This window comes from Hydrococcus rivularis NIES-593 (assembly GCF_001904635.1).
Lineage (GTDB): Bacteria > Cyanobacteriota > Cyanobacteriia > Cyanobacteriales > Microcystaceae > Hydrococcus > Hydrococcus rivularis.
Map to the genome: position 1 here is coordinate 105,915 of NZ_MRCB01000015.1, position 22,233 is coordinate 128,147.

Below are 22,233 nucleotides of genomic sequence, written 5' to 3' on the forward strand. Positions count from 1 at the left end.
GAGGGAGGGATAATTTGATGGCTGCGATGAACCTAATTAAAATCCAAAAATCACTTTCAATTACTCGGATGGCTTTAGTCTTGCTGCTGATTGCGATCGTCGCTATTGGAGCCATTCCCGGCTACTTGAAGGGTCAGTGGTCATGGGCAGATTTGCCAAAAGTGACCCAGATCGAGCGGCTCAAAAATCTACGCGACAATGGTTTAACGCTTCCTGGCTGGAAAACCATCGAACAACAACAAGTTTTGGTTGGAGGAAATCAATGGTCGTATCAAAAGCTCGAACGAGAGGGAAAAAATCCCGTCGAACTCTGGCTGATGCCCCAAGATTATTACAAAAACCATCCACAAGTTGAATGGACAGATCTTAACGGTTTCGAGCGCTGGCAGACAGATTCCCACAAAACCCTCAATCTAACCGATCGCGTCAGCGCTAGCTTTTTTAGAGCCTGGAATCGAAAAACCTATGCGGTAGTTCAGTGGTATGCTTGGACTGGCGGCGGGAATGCTTCTTCGCTGCAATGGTTTTTAGCCGACCAATGGGCACAGTTACATCGCCGCCGTGCTGCCTGGGTTGCCGCAAGTCTAAAAATTCAAATCGATCCGCTCTCAAGTGTAGAATCGACGGAAGCTTTCGCTCAATCCCTGGCTCAAACGGTTCGGACAACTTTAGAAAAAGAGATTTTTCACCCATCGTAAAGGCTAGCGATCGGGATTTACGAGCAGTTAAAGTAGGAAAATTGCTTTTTAAGCAATGAGGGGTAGATCTACAAGACGAACGCGAGCGAAATTTTCTCGTCTCGCGTTCAAGAGATTTAAATACCAACTTGCCGTAAGTACTGACGAGGATTGTAACTGCGAAGGTGGCGGAGTTTTTCGTAGTATTCCCGTTCGGTGGCGCTAAGATTTTTAGGCGTATCGATCGCGATCTTCACCAATAAATCGCTTCGTCTGTCTTTGGGATGAATCCATCCTTTGCCCCGCAGCCGGAGAGATTGACCGGAACGAATGCCGGGGGGCACTTTTACCGTTACCATGCCATCGGGAGTCGGAACCTCAATGGAGGCTCCTAAAACGGCTTCATCTGGTGCGATCGGCACCTCGCAAACTAAGTTATCTCCCTCAAACTGGAAAAAAGGGTGGGGTTCCAACTCCACCGTCAAGTACAAGTCGCCCCGTTGTTGCGTGTAGGGACTTACCGAACCTTTGCCGCGCACTCTTATACGACTGCCCGGTTTGGCGCCGGGAGGAATGCGGACATCTACAAGCTCATTGCCCAGATTAAGGCGTTTTTGAACGCCGCGAAATGCTTCGGAAAAGGTGAGGCGAATGCTGGCTTCCCGATCTGCGGCAGGTGCTTGAGTCCCAAAACCGCCAAAGTCGCTATATCCGCCAAAATCAGTATATCCACCCGGTCTACTACCGGTTGAAGTTCGGTAAGTGTAGGTTCGACCTTGAGTCCCGCCGGGACTAGAAACGCGACCGAGTAATTCGTTGATAAAATCTTCAAAATTGGCGAACTGGCTGAAGTCAAAGCCGCCAAAATCAACGCCAGCGCCACCGGGAGACCACCCTCCAGCTTGTTCCGCTTGTTTCCAGTACCGACCGAATTGGTCGTATTTTTGGCGCTTATTGGGGTCTGACAAGACTTCATAAGCTTCGCTGATTTCTTTAAAGCGTTCTTCGGCTTTTTTATCGCCGGGATTGCGATCGGGATGATACTTTACCGCTAGCCTGCGGAAGGCTTTTTTAATTTCTTCGGCGCTAGCATTTTTGCTGACCCCTAGAGTGGCATAATAGTCTTTGAAGTCAGTCGAAGCCATTATATAGATATCTCCTCTTCAATTACTGGTGGTTCGCGCTTGTTGGCGAGGATTTAACAGTTAATGAGTTAAGAATAATAACTTTTTCTGAGAGCTCCTCTTCATCTAGGTTAACAGAATGATTAACTGAAGTCAGTTCGGTTCTTACTCTCTACAGCAAGGGCAATTTCCGTACCAGTTGTACGGACAGGTTGAATTTTCAAAATTTCTAATCTGGTCTCCAATCTCTTCCGGCAAGCCTGCCTCGGCTTTCAGTTTCCGACGTTCCCGACCGTTGGGTTCGGACTCATTACTCCAAAATCGCACAAAAATGAAAAAAAAATGAGACTTTTTTGCGAGAAATTCAGTTAAAATTTTTAGAGGCGCGAATTAGTTACTAAATGGAATCTTTATCAACAGTATTAATGGCAGTAGGATTATCAGCAGATGCATTTGCTGTTGCTATGAGTAGTGGGTTGCTGATTAAGCATATCAAAATTAATAAAGCGCTAAAGATTGCTTTATTTTTCGGAGGATTTCAATCTCTCATGCCGCTGCTTGGATGGATGGCAGGGCTAACTTTTAGAGAGATTTTATCTTCATTCGACCATTGGATTGCTTTTGGCTTGTTGGGAATTATTGGAGGAAAAATGATCTATGAATCCCTGACAAGCGATGATGATGAAAGAAGATTTAATCCTTTAGATACCTACACGCTGACCGTTCTTGCTATAGCGACCAGTCTTGACGCTCTTGCAGCAGGACTGGGATTAGCAGTAATTAAAACTTCAATTGTTTTAGCAGTAACTACTATTGGGGCTATTACTTTTAGCTTGTGTTTTTTTGGCGTATTCATCGGTCATAGATTCGGAAACTTATTCAGTAAAAAAATTGAAATTATTGGTGGATCGATCTTAATTTTTATTGGAAGTAAAATTTTGTTTGAACATTTAACTATTTAGGAAATATTTAGCGATCGACTCTGGCAAGGGAAGAAATTATTTGCTTGCGATCGCCGTTCTCAAACCAACCAATTGCTGTTGGAGTCTATTTTCTACGATTGATGGTCGATTTCTGGCTCCGACCTGGATAAACTTTTGGGGCAAAAAGTTGGTAACATCTAAAATGCCCAGTCACCATTTGCCTTTCCTGAATTTTTGGTTGGCAAAGGTGTCTTTAAAAGAGAAAATGAGATTACAGTTTCTATGTCAGTCTGTCTTGTGGATAAGGTTCGTACTGTTTCAGACGCAAAGCGTGATTTCTATACTCATCACACCCGCCCGATCAACTCGATCTATCGCCGCTTCGTAGAAGAGTTGATAGTAGAGATGCATTTGCTCTCCGTCAATACGGACTTTCGTTACGATGCTATTTATGCCTTGGGAGTCGTCACCGCTTTCGAGCGTTTCATGCAGGGATATCAACCCGAACAAGATAAATCATCGATTTTTGCAGCACTGTGCCAAGCAACTGGCGGCAATTGGGAACAGTACCGTCAGGAAGCCGGAGAAATCTTATCCCAAGCCAAACAGATGTCGGTGCAGGAATTAATTGCTAAAATTAATTCCTCTGCCTCTACGGGCGGCGAAAATAGATTGGTAGAAACTTTACAGGCAATAGCTAATCGGTCGAACTACAAGTATAGCCGTCTGTTTGCCATCGGTCTGTATACGCTTTTAGCAGAAGCCGATCCAGACATACTCAGAGACCCAGAAAAACGCGATCGCACCCTCAAGGAAGTGACCGAAGCCTTACATCTCTCGCCAGAAAAGCTACAAAAAGATTTAGATCTCTATCGCTCAAACTTAGATAAAATGGATCAGCTTCTCAAGGTTCTTGAAGAAGCTTTGGAAGCCGAGCGCAAAAAGCGCCAACAGCAAAAACCAGAGCAAGGAACCGCTCAAATCAATAGCGACGAGAAAAATCCGTAAAGTTAAGTAAAATGTCGCAATAACGAAGACTCATGACAACCAAACCGAGATCGGGAATCAACGTCGAACGCCAACCCACTCAAGCACGCTTGAATGAATTAGGAGTGTTTGGCTGGTCGATTTGGACAAAAGAAGTATCGGAGTTTCCCTGGACGTATGATGTAGAAGAAACCTGCTATTTTCTCGAAGGCGATGTCGTCGTCACTCCCGATGGCGGCGAACCTGTAGAAATAGGAAAAGGAGATTTAGTGACTTTTCCCGCAGGAATGTCCTGCACTTGGAAAATTCGCCGCGACGTAAAAAAACATTATTCCTTTGGCTGAAAGATCGGTCAAGAAGAGTCTAAATTGCAGGGTTAAATTGGGAAATTTTTGTTCGATTGTTCGGATTAATCCCCTAAATCTAGCTAAAATGAAAGTACAGGCTGTCGTGGAGGGCACAATTGTGACAATTTCTTCCTATCTAGATAAAATCTTTTCCGAACTCGAACAACTCGATCGCGTCGATACAGTTACAGGTGCCATTTATCGCCAACAAGCGCAAGAGATTTTAGCCGATCCTTCTATTGCCTTGAAAGTTAAAGTTGCGATCGCCGATTTGCTCAGCCAAGCCAACCGACAACTTGCCATAGCATCGGCTGGAAACAATGAAGAAAGCTATTAACATTTCGTCGCTACACTGCAAAGCGGTGTAGTGGCGGATTGGCAAGGTCGAGAAGGAATCCTACTTAGTAGGATATTAGGTATATTAGATCTCTCGATTTCAATCACAAAATTTAATTCTCATGCCAAGAAAACATGTGGTTGGAGGTAAGGTGGAAAGGCTTCGTCTCGTACCTTACAGTAAGGGGCTTACCCCAATATTAAAGTTAAACTCGTAAAGTTATCAGTCATTGACACGAAAGCGCGAAAGGTTACACTGATAGCAAACAACTAATAACTAATAACTGATAACTGAATTCATGTGCGGCATTGTTGGTTATATTGGTACCCAAACAGCAATAGATATTTTATTAGAGGGATTAGAAAGGCTAGAATATCGAGGCTATGATTCTGCCGGAGTCGCTACGGTTTTAGAAGGAAAACTCCGCTGCGTTCGCGCCAAGGGCAAACTCTACAACCTGCGAGAAAAATTAGCTAGAGAAGACAATACCGCCCGCATCGGCATCGGACATACCCGTTGGGCAACCCACGGCAAACCAGAAGAACACAATGCCCATCCCCACATGGATACAGACGGAAGAGTTGCCGTCGTTCAAAACGGGATTGTAGAAAACCATCAGGAGTTGCGCGAAGAACTTAAAAGTCAAGGTCGCCAGTTCCTCTCGGAAACCGATACGGAAGTCATTCCTCATTTAATTGCCGATTTATTACCCGAAAAGACAGAAGAAGATTTAAGCCATCCCAGTCCTTTCTTAAAAGCCGTCCAACAAGCCGTCAATCGGTTAGAAGGGGCATTTGCGATCGCAGTTTTATGTGCGGACTACCCCGACGAACTGATCGTCGCCCGCCAACAAGCCCCCCTTATCGTAGGATTCGGTCAGGGGGAATTTTTCTGCGCTTCCGATGCCACCGCCTTAGTGTCCCATACCCGCGCCGTACTGCCTCTAGACAATGGAGAGATAGCCCGCCTCACGCAGCTGGGTGTAGAAGTCTACGACTTTACAGGCAAGCGCCTCAAAAAAATGCCCCATATCCTCGACTGGACTTCTACTACGGTAGAAAAACAGGGCTTCCGTCACTTCATGCTAAAAGAAATCCACGAGCAACCGGGGGTAGTACGCGCTTGTCTGGAAACCTATCTCAATCCCGATTGGCACGCACAAGATCGTCCTGCCTTTAGCCCGATCAATTTGGGCATCCCGCCAGAACTTTACGACAATCTCGAACACATCCAGATCCTCGCCTGCGGGACGAGTTGGCACGCCAGTCTAGTCGGCAAATACCTCATCGAACAGTTAGCCGACATTCCTACGATGGTACAATACGCCTCGGAATTTCGCTATGCACCAAGTCCAATTACTGCCAATACCCTTACCATCGGCGTTACTCAGTCGGGAGAAACGGCGGACACCCTAGCTGCCCTAGAAGCAGAAAAACAGCGTCGGGCTGGACTCGAACCTAAATATGCTCCTCAGCTGTTGGGAATTACCAATCGCCCGGAAAGTACGCTGGCTCGAATGGTCGATCGCATCGTGAACACCCAAGCAGGAATTGAAATCGGCGTGGCAGCAACAAAAAGCTTCATGGCACAGTTGATGGGATTCTATTTTCTCGCTCTCGATCTCGCCTATCGCCGTCAGAGTTTGCCCATAGAAAAGTTAGCGTTGATTGTAGAAGGGTTGCGCCAACTGCCCGGACAGATCGAGTTAGTGTTAGAAAAACAAGAACCCCTCATCGAAGAACTCGCTCACGAATTTGCCGAGACGCAAGATTTTATCTTTATCGGACGGGGCATTAACTTCCCAATCGCCTTAGAAGGGGCACTCAAACTCAAAGAAATCAGCTATATCCATGCAGAAGGCTATCCAGCCGGAGAGATGAAACACGGTCCCATCGCACTATTGGATTCAAAGGTGCCGGTAGTCGCGATCGCGGTTCCCGGTAGCGTCTATGAAAAAGTCCTCTCCAACGCCCAGGAGGCAAAAGCCCGCGATGCCCGTCTGATAGGAGTGACGGCAATGACCGACCGACAAGCCGAATCGATCTTTAACGATTTATTAGCCGTCCCAGCCGTAGATGAATTATTGTCTCCCGTTTTGACAGTGATTCCCTTGCAGTTATTGGCTTATCACATTGCAGCACGACGCGGTTTAGATGTAGATCAGCCAAGAAATCTGGCAAAGTCGGTGACGGTGGAATAGGGGTTAACCCAATTCACAATTCATAATTGGCAATTCGCAATTTTAGGAGTCGCAGACAAGCTAGGCGTAAGCGATCGCAAAAGGTTTTTACTACCAGCCGCAGCGATCGGAAACCAGAAAAATGTCTACCATGGTAAACAAATCGAGAGATTAATACTAATCGATCGCGGCTTTGAGGGACAAGAAGTCGTTGAAGCTCATCGCCATGCAGAAGAGAAAAAAAGACAGAAGGGGGTTCAAAGCGTCTGCCTAGCCATAAGCTGAGCAAACAGACCTTCTCGCTTGGCTAGTTGCTCAAAACTGCCCTGCTGCACCACTCGACCGTTTTGAAACACGTAGATACGATTGGCATTGCGAATCGTACTGAGTCGGTGAGCAATAACGATTCGCGTCACTTGTAGTCGGTCGAGGCTTTCACTGACAATCGCCTGCGTTTTATTATCCAAGGCGCTAGTCGCCTCGTCAAACAGCAAAATTCGAGGTTTTAACACCAACGCGCGAGCAATTAACAATCGCTGTCGTTGCCCGCCAGAGAGGTTAGTCCCGCCTTCGCTGACGACGGTATGCATTCCCATGGGCATGGATTCAACATCCTCGGCAAAGCCTGCCATCCGGGCTGCTTCCCAAGCTTCCTCCATTGTGACCCTAGCGCCGCTAGCAATATTCTCGAAGATAGAGGCAGACATCAGTCGGCTATTTTGCAGCACGACACCCAACTGTCGGCGCACGGCATGAACGTCTAGTCCTGCCAAATCCTGCCCGTCATAGTAAATGCTGCCAGATTCGGGGACATCAAACCCCAGTAGCAATCGGAACAAAGTTGATTTGCCACTCCCAGAAGTTCCCACTAGGGCGATAAACTCTCCAGGCTCAGCCCGAACGCTTACATCATCGAGCGTCAGGGGTCCATCATCACGGTAGCGGAAAACGATATGGTCTACAACCACTCTGCCCGAAAGCTTGCCGGGATCGGCTTTAGCGGAATCTACTTCTGGTTCGGCTTGCAAAATTGGCTGCGATCGCTTCCACAAAGGTACGATTTGTAAAACATCCACCACCGTACTGCTCAAGCTGGTTGCACCGCCAATAAAGGTGCCAAAAGCAGCGTTGAAGGCAAGGAAAGTACCAGTGGTCAGTCCTTGACCTCCGTCTTGGCGCAGCATGTTAGTCGCAAACCAAAAGAGAGCGCACGATGTTAGGGTAGGCAATACCTTATTAATAACCGTTAGGATGTCTTCAATGCCTTGGGTACTCAGCAGCAGTTTGACTTGTTGGCTATACTGTTTGCCCCAGTAGCCGAAGGCGCGTGCTTCAGCGCCAGCGACCCTCAGCTTGGCAACACCATTAATGAGCTGCACCATGACGCCAAAGATCTCTCCTTGCAACTCCAGTAGCGGGCGAACTTTACGAAGCGTAAGCATACCAGAGACAATCGTGACGGCAATATTGGCCATGGCTGCAACGATCGCGATCGCGGCGAGTACGCCATTGTAATAGATCAACAGTCCCAAGTTCAGCAGTGCAAACAAGCTGGTGAAAATAGTTTTGAGAACCGTGCCGCTCAGGAGTTGACGGATCTGACTGATGGCTTGTACCCTACTATCTAAGTCACCGATTGAGTACTGGCGAAAGAAAGATGCTTTTAACTTCAAAAGCCTATCCCAGACTGCCGCTTGGGTGGTTGAGTCGGCAAAAGTTTCCAGCCGCAGCAGGGCAAGTCCCTGAGCCAACTGAAAGATCGTTGCGCCAAAGGCAGTAGCAGAAAGACCCAAAGCAATTTGCAGCAATAAACCGCGATTAGCATCCGGGATAGCGTTGTCGATGAGGATAGCTGTGGCTTGGGGGGTCAACATTCCAAGCAGCGTCGCCGCAATGCCAGTTAGCAGAACCACCGCCAGTTCCTTCAAACGACCTCGCAGCGCAAATTGCAGTAACTCCCAAGTTTTTAGCGCTTTTTCGGGTAAAGGTCGATAAAATATGTAGGCAGAAGGGGCTAGCCGATCGGCACTGCGAGCATTGACAGGGGTGCGTTTGCGCGTCTTGGGGTCGAAAATCTCGTACTTGCCGTCAGAGATTGGCAATAGCGCCACCGGGCGCGTGTCTTCAAGAGTATAGGCAAGAATAGGACCGGAATCTTTTTTCCACCAGCTATCCGTTAACTGGATCTGGCGCATGCGAATTCGCGAGGCTCGCGCGATCGCTTCTAGGGGATCGGGAACCCGTTTGAGGTCTTCTGACTTGGCTGGCGGACGAATGGTAATTCCTAAAGACCGCCCGACTGCCCCAGCAGCGCTCAGTAAAAGGTCTTCTGGCTGGCTATCGGTTCTCGCCGGAGCGGGTTCGCTTCCCTTGGGTTGCAGCACGGATGACAGTGCCGCCAAGGTTTCATGCATTACTTGACGATTGAGGCGCTCTCTCTCCTCAAACCTAACTAATTCTTGATGCATCTCCTGCTGCTCTAGCAAGTCGATGTAGCGCAGGAAATAGATTTGCAATTGGGCGATACTGTTGATTAGTACATTGACATTTTGGATCTCCGAAGTGTGAAGGCTCTCAAGCTCAACTCTATCTTCTGCCTGCAACCACATCTCAGAACCTAATGGCAACATGCCAGAGGCAGGCTCCAAAGGCAGTTCTTCCAATCCCATCCAAAATGTGCGTCCTTGCTGGATTCGCGTCCAGGATACGCGGTTTGAAAGGGGTTGAAATATTTCCCCGCCCGCTAAAGAAAAGAATTGGATTCCTTCATGAGGTACGCTAAAGCTTGGAGCGGGCAGATCTGCCAGTCCGGAACTCAGTCGCTCGATCCAGCGCTCTACTAGCGCCACGGCTTTACCATTAGCCTTGACCATAAACTCCCCAAAGTCTTCTCTAGAGAGTTTAAGGAGTTCTGTCTCTTCAAGGGATACCGCTAGGATCTGGCGCCGTTCGCCTTGAGACGATGGAGGAGTGGGGAACATCGCCTCTTTGGCACCGACCTTAAATAGATAGCGACGCTTTCCGTCGGGCATGCCGTTTTTGAGAGCGATCGCAAATAGCGCTAAACTACCAGATTGTACTATCCAAACTGTATTCGGGTCATCCAACAATAAGGGTTCGTTACCTTTGAATCGATACCGCTCTATCTGTAAGCTCTTAGTTTTAGTTTGAATAAGCATTTTTTAGACCTCTTATTCGATTTTGGATTGGGGAGTAGTTAGTGGTTTTTCCTTCCCTGCCTTCTGAATTGCGACTTCCGACTTCTGCCTTCCAACTTCCGACTTCACGAAATCGCGCCTCCCTCGCTGCGGATCAATTGTAAGTATGGTCCCTCGACCTGCTGTAATTGTTCGTGGTTTCCTCGTTGCACGACTTTGCCCCGTTCGAGGACGATAATTTCATCGCAATCGCGGATAGTACTCAGGCGATGTGCCACGATAATGCAAGTACATCCTCGCTGGCGGAGATTTTGGTCGATGATTTTTTCCGTCTCGGTATCGAGGGCGCTAGTCGCTTCGTCCATGACCAAGATGGAAGGATTATTGACTAAGGCGCGAGCAATTTCTAGGCGCTGACGCTGACCGCCGCTCAAATTGGTAGCGCCTTCTAAGAGGTCGCCATTATAACCGCCCGGTAGCGAGAGAATAACGTCGTGGATAGCCGCATCTCGGCACGCCCGAATCAGATATTTGTCGGGCACCGTCGTATCCCAAAGCGTTAGATTATCTCTAACCGTGCCAGCAAATAGCAAAATATCCTGCTCGACCATGGCAATAGAATTAACGAGAACTTGACGGGAAATTTGCCGTCTGGGTTGACCGTCAAAACAAACTTCTCCTTCCCAAGGTTCGTACAGCCCGCACACCAGTTTGGCGACGGTTGACTTGCCAGAACCGCTTCCGCCCACCAAGGCAACGCGCTGTCCGGGTTTAACCGAGAAACTAAAATTTTCAATTAAGGGAGGAGCAACTCGGTTGTAGCCAAAGGTAACGTTGCGCAATTCAACATATCCTTGCAAGCGTACCGAAGGATGAATTGTTGGCGCGAGCGTCGCCTCACTTTTCTCCTCCTTAAGTTGCGGATCGATGGGGTTTCGCAAGACATCATCGAGTCGATTCACGTTGCCCTCCATTTCTTGGAGGCTACTGCCGAGGTTGACGAGATTATTCACGGGTGCGAGAAAAGCTTGCATCATGCCCTGAAAGGCGATTAGCATCCCAATGGTAAGATGCCCGTCCATCACCCGAAGACCGCCCACTACTAAAACCAACATGGACGTAATACTAGAGAGAAACGTAGGCAAAACGCCGAGAGTTTGGTTGGTAACACCCATTTCTTGCCGAGCGTTAATCGCCTTGGCATAGTAGCCCGCCCAGCGGGAAAAGAAATCTGACTCCAACCCAGATGCTTTCAAGGTTTCCATCGTTTGAAGACCAGAAATCGATACGCCGCTAACTTTTCCTTGCTCCTGTACTAATCGCATATTGGCATCCACGCGCCACCGAGATACTAACTGCAAGGCGGCGAGATTTATCGCAACGAAAACTATCCCAATCGAAGTCAACACCGCGTCATATTGCAACATGATCGCGGCATAGAATACGACCATAACGGCGGAAATGGCAGTGGTAGCTAAATTTCCCGAAAGAAGATTAGCCAAACTATCGTTGAGGCGGACGCGACTGCTAATTTCTCCGGCAAACCGTTGCGCATAAAAACCGACAGGCAGGCGTAGGATGTGCCACAGAAATCGGCTCGACATTCCCACCGAGAGCTTGATCTTCATTCGCCGCAGGAACCGCAACTGTAGCATGGTCAACAGCCCGCTAATTCCGGCTGTGAGGAGCATCCCCAACAACAGCGGACGCAACCATTCATTGCGGTTTTGAACGAGAATGTTGTCTACAAATACCTGAGAAAACACTGGAATTGCCAGTCCGGGAATCACCAGCAGAAATCCTGCTAGGATGCAGTAAGCGAGTACCCCGATCGATCCTTGCAACCGTTCCCATAGACTCCAAATGATGCTGGGTTTTGTGCCACCTCTTTTGAACTCCGGTCCTGGTTCTAGAACTAGGACAACCCCCGTATAGGCTTCGTCGAATTCTTGTATGGAGACGCTGCGCGGTCCGCTGGCGGGATCGTTGAGGTAGACTCGTTCCTTGCTAAATCCCTCGACAACCAAAAAATGGTTGAAGTTCCAAAATACGATGTAGGGACAGTCCAGTTTGCGCAGCTCGTTTAAATCCTTAATTTTCAGCCCTTTGCCCTTGAGTCCGAAACCTCTGGCAGCGCTGAGGACGTTGGAGGCTTTACTGCCGTCGCGGGATACGCCACAGTCCTGACGAAGTTGCGCTAGCGGTACGATGCGACCGTAGTAACCAAGAATAATACCCAAGGCGGCAGCGCCACATTCGACCGCTTCCATTTGCAACAACGTGGGAGTACGCCGCCGGATACCTTTACGCTTGAGTAGTTTTTGCAATTGCCACAACATAATTAATCTATGCCACTCCAAGATCTGAGGATGGGTAAGACAAAGGTGATGGGCGCGCGTTCTTCAACGGTGACTCGCACGGCGGTTGTGGTTCCCGGAGAAATTTTCACCTGTGGACCCTTGGAGGAAGACCACTGATAGCCGCTAAAGGTCGATTTGTCCGGTTGGAGTTCTGCAAATACTTGGATTTGAGGACCTTGAGACATCAGACTCTGCACGAGGTCTGGATTTCCTACCAAGCTCAAAGCGCCATCTTTAGTGACGGGGAAGGCTGAGACATTGGTAACAGTACCCACAATGCCGCCATATCGTTCTCGCTGCACCGTGGTAGGCGTAATTTGCATTTTCATGCCTTTTTGGATTTTTTTGCCTTCGCTCACTGGAAGAAAGGCGACACCAACTAGCTTGGCGGATGGAGCTTCTGCTGCGATAGAACCAAGTCGAGTTCCTTCGCTGAGAACTTGTCCGGGAGCCACTGCTAGTTCTAATATGCGTCCGCTGTATTTACTGGTAATTTGGCTTCCCTTGGCTTGTAGTTCCAATTGGCCGATAATCCGTTTTGTTTCGAGGATCTGATTTTGTCGGTTAATTGAAGCTTGAAAATCTTGTTCGGCGAGAGTTTTTTCTTGAGTGTCTAGATCTTTCAATTGTGCTTGGAGGCTGACGATCTGGTTGAGGTTTTGGCGATAGCTGGTTTCTGCCTCAACTTGCCTGACATCGAGTGCCTTTAACTGACTTTTAATATCGGCGATCCTCGCGAGACCATCTAGGTAAGTCTGTTGTGCTTCTAGTACGGTATCCTGTGAAATCGCCCCTTCATTCTGCAACCATTTGCGTCTCTCCAGCCTTTCCTTGAGAGTCGGAGCCAATGCCTGAGAGTCCTGCAAGCGTTGCCGTAGGTCTAGTCGCTGTTGTTCGAGTGCGAGCAGTCCTTTATCTCTAAGAATAGGACTCAGCTCCTGAGTGACTCGGAGGTTTTGCAAAATCCCTTGACGCTGCTGGGCGATCGCAACTTTTGCCAGTTGGGTGCGTTGGTATTGCAGCAGTTTAGCGTCCCGATCCTGGGCTTGTAGTTCCACTAGCTTGTCGCGCTGCTGCTGTAATTGCTTCTTGATGTCTGATTTGTCAATCGTTGCCAGCACCTGTCCTTTTTTTACGTAGTCGCCAACTTGTACGTTGACGGTCTGCAACTGCCCCGAACTAGATGATTGGAAAGACACGACTTTGCTCGGATAGACTAATACGCCTTGACCGGAAACCGCGATTGGAACTCGACCCAGAATACTCCAGCTTAGCCCTGCCGCTACCAAGGTGCCGAGGGCGGTCAACGGCAGCCAATGCTTGGGACTGACGACTTGCACGAGGCGGTCTAGCCGTTCGGGAGAAGCAGAACGTTCTAGAGCTTTTTGGCGAAACAGGTTGCTTTTTTCGGTAACCATAAGATTGCGAATTGTTAATTGCGAATTGGTCTTACCTGCCTTGAATCTTTTTGAGCATCCAATTAAATCTGGTACCAGCCAATGCTACTTGAGCTAAGAAATCGGAATTGATTTCGTTTTCATAGTTGCAGTCTTCATCTAGGGACTGACCCTTGCTATAGCTGAGCCTGCCATAGCCGAGGCGACTAATTATTCCCTGCTGTTTGTCGGCAAGCAAAATTGCCAGCACTCGATAAAACCGGGCAGCAAAACCCTCATCGTGTAACAGTTTTGCCGCTAACCGCCACCGAGGAATCGACAATACTAGCGAATCTTCGATCGCTGCGACAGCAACTCCAGGAGGACTCGCCTCTACAAAAGAGGTTTCTCCTACTAAGTCGCCTTTAGATAATCTGGCGAACTCCCGTCCCGAAATTTCGCTGCCTTCTAAGTTTGAAAAAGCCCGCATCAAGGGATTGCCATCATTCTCGGAGACGGAAAGGGTCAATTTTCCATCCAGTAGAATATACAGCGCCTCAATCGGTCTTCCTCCACGGACGAGAACCGTACCCGCAGGAATTCTCGTCGCACTTCCGGCAGAAATCATCCAATCGATGTCGCTATCGTGCAGTTCTGCAAATACAAAGAGGATTTCTCGCAACTGAGGTTGACCGAGAACGATGGTACTATGACCGATCTCGGAAACCATTTTTGCCTGTCTGTCTGCAAGTTGAATTGCGATCGCTCGATAGAGATGAGCGGCAAAACTAAGATCTTCTTGCAGTTTTTGGGTCAGTTGCTGCTGCGGCACTGACAAGATTAGCGACTTTTCGATCGCTTTGACGGTAGTAGCGGACAGGGAAGCCTCTAAGAAGGGCATTTCTCCCAGCATCTCTCCGCTTGATAATCTGGCGATCTCGCGCCCTGACATTTCGCCACCTTCTAAGGCAGCAAAAGCGCGACCCAAGGGATTGTTGTCAGCTTGAGAGACGGAAACTGTTAATGCACCATCTAATAAAATATATAGTGCCTCGACAGGTTGTCCTTGACGGAGTATTGTCGTACTGGGAGGAATTTCTTCCTGAGTCCCCGTCGCCAGCAACCAGTCAATATCGCTATTACTAAGTTCTTTGAGTAGAACGTCTGTCATAATATAACTCCCTTGTAGATGAGAAAATCGGGAAGTATTTTTCGAGGGACTCTTGGCTTGTGAGACTGTTGCGGTGAAAGCGACGCACTTTAATTAGCAGTAAAGCGTTACATCTTCGTTGCATATATCTGCAAGATAAGACAGAGACTTGAAACGAAGACCAACGATTTGCTCGTAAAGAGGATTTAGTTTGCACAACGGTGGAATGTAAAGGATTGTGCGACCAAACAATGAGATTTTCCGCTCAAAAGGACACTGCGCTGGGACGAGCTTGCAGATAAACCTAGCAACTTGAGGATCGCGAATATCTATATCTTCAAGCCACTGGCGCAACGGATGCAGTAGAGCGCTATCCAAAACAGTTTTAGCTATGCTTATCATGGTTAACTCGCCTCCATACAGTTAAACGCTCGTGCTAGCGACTATTTCGATTCCCACTCGGTATGCTGATACTCGCTACGATCGCCTTTTGGTAATTGCATCGATTTATAATCATCGAATGATGGCATCGGCGGCATCGGCGGCATTGACGGCATTGACGGCATTGCGTCCATTTTCCAGGGGTTGGGGTAATAATGCTCTCCCTCATAACCTCCTGCGATCGATTCCAACTCTTCCTTTTTAAGTTCGAGATCGTTGAATTTGCGTTCTTCAGACATTGTTAGTCTCCTTTTCGATTTGTTGTTTTTTGTTTGAACTGAAAGTTCAGCTTTCGTATCTTTGTTGATAGTCTTATCGTAGAGATTCAACTAAAAATAAACATCCGATCGATGTCACGAACTTACCCCTGACAAATGTCACGGTTTTTATTGATAGCGAAATAGATAGTTTTCTCTGACTTTCGTTGAGTGCGATCGCGAAAGTTATACCAGGTTGCAATCAAGTGCGAGCGTCTCGCTCGCATCTCGTCCGCTTTTAAGGAATTTGCGAGCAAGATGCTCGCACTACTCACAAATCAATTAAAATTGCTATAGAGAATTCTTCTATCTTTCATTGACTGCTTAAGCGTTTTTGGGTAGAGTGAAACCTAAAAGAAACCAGCCAGTTATCTCTACTAATAAAGTAGGTTACTGGCTGGGATGACAATCAACTCTCAGCAAAGCATTCATATCTTATTGGGTTATTCAATATTTATATAACTGTCCAGTGCGATCGCAATCTCTTTTATAAGAACAACCGCTGTTTCAGTCTATCTAGAAGAATTAATTTGCCACATTTTTTCTAAAAGTTCTTTCTGCTGATGTAAAGTAATAGGATAGTGTTGGGTGCGAAATTTTTGAAACAAAAACATTCCTAAAACTAGGCAAAGCGGCACTAGGAGGAAACTTGTTACTCCCAAGAAAAATTGAGGTTTGCTTTGACAGATTTGGTTTGAATAATTCTGCTGGGTAGCGATATATTCTGGATGCTTGAAAGAAGTGAAGTTGAGCGGCATAATGTCCTCATTGCGATCGAAACTTTTAACTAAAAACTCTTAAGAAAACAGTCAAGCTGAGCTGCTCAACTGCTATACCAAGCTGCAATTCTATCGACTTAACGTTTTTTGTTTAAGTCCGAACCTCCAATTTTAGGGATGTCATCTGCCGATCCAAGTCCCAAGCCAATAAATTGGAAAGCACCAGTGATTATGTGCAAAGACTTGAAAACAAATGATGATGAACTACCTTCAGGAGTCACAGTGGTTTGCCGAGCGATCGACGTGGCACTTTCCTCATAAAAAGAGCTAGAAAAAAATATATCTGCACCACCTGCAACAGCATCTAATTCTTCCTCGGATAATTCTTCAGCTTCACCACCCATGGGAGCGATTTCGTCTGACATAATTTCCTCCTTAATTTGTAGGATTTTCAAGTTTGGTCAAGCAGAGGTTAATCCCTCTTAGATTTCAGAAGAAAACCTCTGCTTGAGGTTGAGGTTAGATAGGTATTATCTAGCCAGCGCCGTTGATGAACTCAGTAATCTGATCGGCATCAGTTTTCACCGCATCAGCAGCGATTAGAGATACAGTTTCACTGCCATTGCGATTGGAAGAGACTTTCTGAGCGGCGACTAGCTGATTTTGAGCGAAGTCGGTAGAACCCTTCTGGAACAGTGCTTGAGGTCCTCCTCCGAGAATGAATACACCGCCTGCGACAGCATCCAATTCTTGCTCAGACATCTCTACAGAGGCATTGATTTTGTTGGTTGGTTCTGTCATGATTTACTCCTAAATTGGTTAAGTAACGTGTTTTAGTTTGAGCAAGCAGAGGTTTCTCTCCTGTAAGATTGATTGGTTTGGGGAACTTCTGCTTCGTTCCTTTTGGAACTATATTCATCGTAGAAATTTAAGCAAGAATCAACATCTGATAAATGTCACGAGCTTGTCCCTGACAAATGTCACGGTTCCTATTGATAACAAAATAAGTATTTTCTCTGATTCGGAATCCGAGCGATCGCTTTGCAATGAAATCTGTTTTTTATAGTTCGGAATAGCAAACTCATTCGCTATAAATGATTGATAGAAAGCCAGAGAATCAATTCTCTGTCTAATCCCTTAAGTCCTATAAGACGGACTTAAATTTTGAGCCAAGAAATTCATTTCTTGGTTAACTGCAATCAGAATGAAATAACCCTGTCTTAGATGAATGAAACACGAATAGGGATTGAGCTAGGCTCAGTCCCTACAGATTGCCGTATTCTACTTATCTGAAAATTGTTGTAAAATCGATGCAAGCATTGATGCTTGCTTGGTTAAGTGTTTTCAGTCTGAACAAGCAGAGGTCGATCGCTCACGATATTGATGAGCAAGACCTCTGCTTGGAGCGTCAGGTTAGAGCGGTGTTATTTAGCTAACGCCGTTGATGAACTTGGTGATCTGGTCGGCATCGGTTTTAACCGCATCAGCAGCGACCAGAGAGATGGTGTCGCTACCATCGCGATTGGAAGAGACTTTCTGAGCAGCTTGTAGCTGGTTTTGAGCGAAGTCGGTAGACCCATCTTGAAACAGAGCTTGAGGTACATTTCCGCCTAAAACGACGGTACCGCCTGCAACAGCATCTAATTCTTGTTCGGAAAGTTCCATCGAGGCATTGATTTTGTTGCTTGGTTCTGTCATGATTTACTCCTAAGTTGGTAAAGTGTTTTCAGTTTGGGCAAGCAAAGGTCGATCGCTTGCTATATTGGTAAGGACAACCTCTGCTTGGAGCGTCAGGTTAGAGCGGTATTATTTAGCTAACGCCGTTGATGAACTTGGTGATCTGGTCGGCATCGGTTTTAACTGCATCAGCAGCGATTAGAGATACAGTTTCACTGCCATTGCGATTGGAAGAGACTTTCTGAGCAGCTTGTAGCTGGTTTTGAGCGAAGTCGGTAGACCCATCTTGAAACAGAGCTTGAGGTACATTTCCGCCTAAAACGACGGTACCACCTGCAACAGCATCTAATTCTTGTTCGGAAAGTTCCATCGAGGCATTGATTTTGTTGCTTGGTTCTGTCATGATTTACTCCTAAGTTGGTAAAGTGTTTTCAGTTTGGGCAAGCAGAGGTTTCTCGAATACAAAATTGATTTGTTTTGGGAACTTCTGCTTCGTTTCTTTTTGAAACTATATTCATAGTAAAAATTCAACCAAGAACAAACATCTGATAAATGTCATGAGCCTACCCCTGATAAATGTCATGGTTGCTAACTCGCACTTATAGATAATTCTCTGTGACTTGCGTTAAGTGCGATCGCATAAATTCTTCTTAAACGTCTATTAACTTATGTCCTTTCAATCTCTTGCCAACGTTATTGACGATCGCGCTTATCGGCAGTCGATCTCCCGTCGTCTTTTTCTTGTGCAAATGTTATTGTTAACTGCTTGTGGAGCCAAAATAACGCCGACTCAAGTAGAGGAATTAGTCATTGGCGTTATAAGCTACGAGCAAGGAAAACAAATACTCGATCGCTTCGATCGCTTCAATCGCTATTTAGGCGAAAAAATGGGAGCGCGGATCGAGATAGAACCCGCTTTCAATGAAACCTTAGCTCTCGATCGCATCGAGGCAAGGGATTGGTCGTTAGTTTTTGCTCCTCCCGGCGTAGCTGCAAGCGCGATCGCTTATCGCCAATACACTCCTCTTTTCCCGCTACAAAACGATGGGAATTTAAGCTCTATCCTGGTCGTTCGCCAAGATAGCCCCGTCCGAGACTTGAAAGCGCTCAATGGTCAAACCATCGTCTTAGGCAAACAAGGTTCGGCAACGGGATATTATTTCCCTCTCTACAACCTTTATGGCTTGACGCTGGCTGAAATTATGTTTGCTCCCACGCCCAAAACCGTTCTTGAATGGGTGGCTCAAGGGAAAGCGACTGCTGGGGCAATTTCCGAGCAGGAATTCAATCTTTACAGTTCGCAGTTGGATTCTGTCCAATTGCGCGTGTTATTTACCGATCCTCGCAATGTTCCGTCTGGTTCGGTTTTGATTGCACCTACAATAGAACGCAACCGCGAAGACTACATCCGCCAAGTTATGAGCGATGCTCCCACTGCTTTGGCTCAAGAAGTGGGATATTTACCCGATCGCTCGCTACCGGATTACCAATATATGATTTCTGTAGTCAAGCGGGTGAGAGCGATCGCTACTCACGTTCGCGAAAAGCCCGCTCGTTTAATAGCAAGCGAACCATCTTGACATTTAACTGACAACATGTTTTGCGATCGCCTTGATTTCTTTCGACCAGAAATGGTCTGGATAGCGCAAGCAGAAGATGTCGCTGCTCCCTAGATGAAACATCTCTTCGCAAACGGGCAGGATGCCAGCGACTTTCGTATTGTAGGTCTTCTGCATTTCTTGCCGCAAAGCTCCAAAATCCAAAGCTGGCAATGCTTTATTGACCACCAGCAGCATTTTGGGAACCTCTAACTTGCGGGCAACATCTACAGCCACAGCAGTTCCTTGATAGTCCTGGCGATCCGGACGCAGGATAACGACTAAAACGTTAGAAATGATAATTGACAGCAGAGTTTCTTCGTTAATCCCAGGGTGAGTGTCAATCAACAAATAGTCTAGCTTCAAACGGCGCATCAGGTCTTGCAAGCCATCATTAAGCCGACGAGCGTCGTATCCTTCGCGCAAAATTCGAGAAATTTCGCCAGTTTTGATGCTAGAAGGAATCAAATAAATACTGCCCTTTCTGCCAAAAAGCGGTTGCTTGACTTTCAGATTGGGGGTAACGTCATAAGCAGCTTGCTCGACAGTACAACGCCTCCATAAATAATCATTGAGAGTATAATTAATTTTTTCTTCTTCGAGACCAAAAAGGACGTGGATTCCAGGCGATTGGATGTCGGTATCGACTATGCCAACCCGCCGCCCAGATCCAGCGATGATAGTTGCAATGTTGGCAGTGACATTTGATTTGCCAGTTCCACCACGGAACGAATGGACGGACACGACTTTAGACATAGTGCATTTCCTTAATAATTGGTAATTTGCGATTTTTAGTTGTTAGTTATCGATTGTTCTACTAACCACGAACCACTAACCATTACTCCTTTTCATCAGAGTCTTTCCATTTACCTCTAATATCTTTTGCTTCTTGCTGTAACTTCTGAAAGTAAGTATTGTCTGCGATCTCGTTTACCTGATGCCTTATTTTGGTTTGGTCGATCTCGATGCGAAGTGCCTGCACCTGTTGTCTTAGGCGTTGCTCGCGATCGCGGACTTCATGAGCCATTCGTTGGAAGACTCGTCCCAACTGTCCTAGCTCGTCCGAGCGCTTGGCGATCGCCGTTAACTTTCCAAGATCGATCTCTGGCTCCCCTTCCGCATCTGCTGTATCGTTACCAAGTTGTTGAGCTAGCCGAGCCATTGGTTTGATCGGCTGGATTACATTCTTCTTGAGCAAAAAATTAATCAGCAAAATGACTGCGGTAAAAATCGCAATAAAAATTGCGATGACTAAAGAAAAAGTAAGACGAGTATTTTCAAAAACTTGACTAGCTGGAACATAAATAATTTGGCTACCAATAATTTCATCAAGCTTCCACCCAAAACCATTTTCTGTTCCGTAGGTTTCTAATTGGCTCTTGGGAGCAATCTCTGGAGTGCTATGGCAGCGAAGACAGCTTGGTTGTTTGATGGCAAAAGGTCGAGCGCTATAATATAGTCTCTCTGCCAATAAATTTCGATAACCCGATAGAGTTTTTAACTCTGGGTTAGCGCGAAATTGCTCGATAATACTAATTTCAAATTCGTCAGCTTTATCGCGCAAATTTGTCGGGTTAAGCGTGGCATCTTTGTAAAAGTAATTTTTATCTTCTTTGTTGTTGCGAAATTTTTCAAAGATCTCTCTAGCAGCAAAGCTTGGTATTGCTTCAGGAATGAATTCTGGTTGAGTTTCCAGGCTAGGCGTTAAAAGGGGATTGATGTGGGTATTGGTATAATCCCTAATCGAGTTCACCATTTGGATGAGAACCTGTGCCCTATAATCTATTTCATCTTTAGCTCTGTGTTCGAGAGCCTCTGACAACGCTATTCCACTGACCGAGATCCCGCCTAAGAGAACCAGCAATAGAAATAAAGTAAATTTAGTAGCAAGCTTGAGATTCTTAAACATAGATTTTTCAGTTTCTATAGGCTCAATTCAAACCTCTCAAAGCAGACTTGCATCAAAACTTGGCACTGCGTTCAATGTTCGAGCATCTTTCAGGGAATAACAAGCGCAGTAGAGATTTCCTGCGCTTGCTGCGATCGCTATTTAGTTGCCTAACTATAAGAGTTACCACCAGCCAAGATTTAACTCTTTCATCTCTTGCGTTGCTTTAGTGTTCTCAATCATAAAAAGTTTTCCTTGGTTTGATTGTTTGTTTCTCTAAGTTATCCCTAGGAAATTTCTATCGACATCGAACAAATGTCATGTTCGGAGCGTTACATTTGTCATGGCTGGGAGCGAGATCTTTTTCTGATGCTTGCTACTGCTTCAATTTCTATGCTGGAGGAGGCATCAACGCCTAGAACTAAAGTTCTAGGCTCAAAGCTCAACTCGATTAAAATCGACTGAAATTTCTATCGGGTCTTCTAAAGAAAACTTTTTCGCTCGACCAGGAAATTAATCACAAGAACGGTTGTTGAGAATATTGCAAAATCTAAAATAAAACGATCTTTAGCCTCTTAGACAGAGAATTTATTCTCTAGCTACTTGTTGGGTTAAGGCGATTATCTCTTCAAAACAAAAGTTATTAACTAAATAGGTTAGGGTATTGGCTAAATAATCGTTGGGTTGAGGAAGTTGTTCGACGAGCGTGAGAATTTCCTTGCCATTAACTTTTAGGGCAGCTTGATGCAATTGTTCCACCCACTTAGGCGACATCGCAGCGAGAGCCTCTCTCAGCTCGTCTGGTTGAAGCCGCGACGGTTGGGACAAATCTAGCGAGTTCTCTTCTACCCCGTTACGCCATTGGGGAGAACTATAGAGGTAGCGCACTCCCAAATGTTTGGCGATCTTTTCAAAGATGACCTCGACTCGAAAAGGTTTGCGTACAAAGTCATCACAACCTGCCGACAGAGCAGCGATGCGGGTTGAGTCGATGAGGGATATTATTCCCCGCACCTCTCAGTTAGATCCGGACGT

Annotated in this window: 22 protein-coding genes; 7 read left to right on the forward strand and 15 right to left on the reverse strand. The window is 46.5% G+C overall.

All coding sequences use genetic code 11. From position 1 onward, the window contains the following. The first annotated feature begins 17 nt into the window (after positions 1–17). Positions 18–698, forward strand: coding sequence for a cyanoexosortase B system-associated protein (locus NIES593_RS13615; protein ID WP_073600097.1), 681 nt, complete (start codon positions 18–20; stop codon positions 696–698). Positions 699–814: 116 nt separating this feature from the next. Here NIES593_RS13615 and NIES593_RS13620 read toward each other — a convergent pair whose 3' ends face one another. After that, positions 815–1,822 (reverse strand): DnaJ C-terminal domain-containing protein, encoded by a 1,008-nt coding sequence (locus NIES593_RS13620; RefSeq protein ID WP_073600098.1) that lies wholly within the window; start codon positions 1,820–1,822, stop codon positions 815–817. A 380-nt stretch (positions 1,823–2,202) separates the two neighbouring features. Between NIES593_RS13620 and NIES593_RS13625 the strand changes: the two genes are divergently transcribed. The 5 genes from NIES593_RS13625 to glmS all read left to right on the forward strand — a co-directional run bounded on the left by NIES593_RS13625 (position 2,203) and on the right by glmS (position 6,595). Beyond that, entirely contained in the window at positions 2,203–2,763 is a 561-nt protein-coding gene (locus NIES593_RS13625; protein WP_073600099.1) for a manganese efflux pump MntP, read from the forward strand. A 258-nt stretch (positions 2,764–3,021) separates the two neighbouring features. Continuing rightward, positions 3,022–3,732, forward strand: coding sequence for a photosystem II biogenesis protein Psp29 (gene psb29, locus NIES593_RS13630; RefSeq protein ID WP_139253706.1), 711 nt, complete (start codon positions 3,022–3,024; stop codon positions 3,730–3,732). A gap of 32 nt (positions 3,733–3,764) precedes the next feature. Beyond that, complete coding sequence (locus NIES593_RS13635) at positions 3,765–4,055, forward strand: cupin domain-containing protein (RefSeq protein WP_073600101.1); 291 nt, start codon at positions 3,765–3,767, stop codon at positions 4,053–4,055. Between the two features lie 121 nt (positions 4,056–4,176). Then, a complete protein-coding gene (locus NIES593_RS13640) occupies positions 4,177–4,395 on the forward strand; it encodes a hypothetical protein (protein WP_175561133.1) in 219 nt (72 codons plus the stop codon). Positions 4,396–4,693: 298 nt separating this feature from the next. Then, entirely contained in the window at positions 4,694–6,595 is a 1,902-nt protein-coding gene (gene glmS / locus NIES593_RS13645) for a glutamine--fructose-6-phosphate transaminase (isomerizing) (protein ID WP_073600102.1), read from the forward strand. 236 nt (positions 6,596–6,831) lie between these two features. Here the strand turns inward: glmS and NIES593_RS13650 are convergent, their stop codons facing one another. The 11 genes from NIES593_RS13650 to NIES593_RS13700 form a co-directional block, all read right to left on the reverse strand. Beyond that, positions 6,832–9,753: an NHLP bacteriocin export ABC transporter permease/ATPase subunit gene (locus NIES593_RS13650; protein WP_073600103.1), complete on the reverse strand. Its 2,922-nt coding sequence runs from the start codon at positions 9,751–9,753 to the stop codon at positions 6,832–6,834. 104 nt (positions 9,754–9,857) lie between these two features. Further along, complete coding sequence (locus tag NIES593_RS13655) at positions 9,858–12,071, reverse strand: NHLP family bacteriocin export ABC transporter peptidase/permease/ATPase subunit (protein ID WP_073600104.1); 2,214 nt, start codon at positions 12,069–12,071, stop codon at positions 9,858–9,860. 2 nt (positions 12,072–12,073) lie between these two features. Continuing rightward, a complete protein-coding gene (locus NIES593_RS13660; RefSeq protein ID WP_073600105.1) occupies positions 12,074–13,510 on the reverse strand; it encodes an NHLP bacteriocin system secretion protein in 1,437 nt (478 codons plus the stop codon). A 31-nt stretch (positions 13,511–13,541) separates the two neighbouring features. Then, complete coding sequence (locus NIES593_RS13665) at positions 13,542–14,639, reverse strand: cyclic nucleotide-binding domain-containing protein (protein WP_073600106.1); 1,098 nt, start codon at positions 14,637–14,639, stop codon at positions 13,542–13,544. A 93-nt stretch (positions 14,640–14,732) separates the two neighbouring features. Next, positions 14,733–15,020, reverse strand: coding sequence for a Mo-dependent nitrogenase C-terminal domain-containing protein (locus NIES593_RS13670; RefSeq protein ID WP_073600107.1), 288 nt, complete (start codon positions 15,018–15,020; stop codon positions 14,733–14,735). 41 nt (positions 15,021–15,061) lie between these two features. After that, the gene (locus tag NIES593_RS13675) at positions 15,062–15,298 is read right to left on the reverse strand and encodes a hypothetical protein (protein WP_139253703.1); all 237 of its coding nucleotides are present in this window, start codon (positions 15,296–15,298) and stop codon (positions 15,062–15,064) included. 530 nt (positions 15,299–15,828) lie between these two features. Further along, entirely contained in the window at positions 15,829–16,074 is a 246-nt protein-coding gene (locus tag NIES593_RS13680; protein WP_073600109.1) for a hypothetical protein, read from the reverse strand. Between the two features lie 98 nt (positions 16,075–16,172). Beyond that, positions 16,173–16,460 carry a CTB family bacteriocin gene (locus tag NIES593_RS13685; RefSeq protein WP_139253704.1) on the reverse strand — a complete coding sequence of 96 codons (288 nt, stop codon included), beginning with the start codon at positions 16,458–16,460 and terminating at the stop codon, positions 16,173–16,175. Positions 16,461–16,569: 109 nt separating this feature from the next. Beyond that, a complete protein-coding gene (locus tag NIES593_RS13690) occupies positions 16,570–16,836 on the reverse strand; it encodes a CTB family bacteriocin (protein WP_073600110.1) in 267 nt (88 codons plus the stop codon). A 627-nt stretch (positions 16,837–17,463) separates the two neighbouring features. Continuing rightward, the gene (locus NIES593_RS13695) at positions 17,464–17,733 is read right to left on the reverse strand and encodes a CTB family bacteriocin (RefSeq protein WP_073600111.1); all 270 of its coding nucleotides are present in this window, start codon (positions 17,731–17,733) and stop codon (positions 17,464–17,466) included. A gap of 112 nt (positions 17,734–17,845) precedes the next feature. Next, positions 17,846–18,115: a CTB family bacteriocin gene (locus tag NIES593_RS13700; protein WP_073600112.1), complete on the reverse strand. Its 270-nt coding sequence runs from the start codon at positions 18,113–18,115 to the stop codon at positions 17,846–17,848. Between the two features lie 265 nt (positions 18,116–18,380). Between NIES593_RS13700 and NIES593_RS13705 the strand changes: the two genes are divergently transcribed. Beyond that, positions 18,381–19,292 (forward strand): phosphate/phosphite/phosphonate ABC transporter substrate-binding protein, encoded by a 912-nt coding sequence (locus NIES593_RS13705; protein ID WP_073600113.1) that lies wholly within the window; start codon positions 18,381–18,383, stop codon positions 19,290–19,292. Positions 19,293–19,295: 3 nt separating this feature from the next. On the opposite strand, the gene NIES593_RS13710 is transcribed toward NIES593_RS13705, so the two are convergent. The 3 genes from NIES593_RS13710 to NIES593_RS13720 all read right to left on the reverse strand — a co-directional run bounded on the left by NIES593_RS13710 (position 19,296) and on the right by NIES593_RS13720 (position 22,212). After that, entirely contained in the window at positions 19,296–20,066 is a 771-nt protein-coding gene (locus tag NIES593_RS13710; protein ID WP_073600114.1) for a MinD/ParA family ATP-binding protein, read from the reverse strand. Between the two features lie 82 nt (positions 20,067–20,148). Next, positions 20,149–21,219, reverse strand: coding sequence for a Tll0287-like domain-containing protein (locus NIES593_RS13715; RefSeq protein WP_073600115.1), 1,071 nt, complete (start codon positions 21,217–21,219; stop codon positions 20,149–20,151). Between the two features lie 567 nt (positions 21,220–21,786). Further along, positions 21,787–22,212: a response regulator transcription factor gene (locus NIES593_RS13720; RefSeq protein WP_175561134.1), complete on the reverse strand. Its 426-nt coding sequence runs from the start codon at positions 22,210–22,212 to the stop codon at positions 21,787–21,789. Positions 22,213–22,233: the final 21 nt, after the last annotated feature.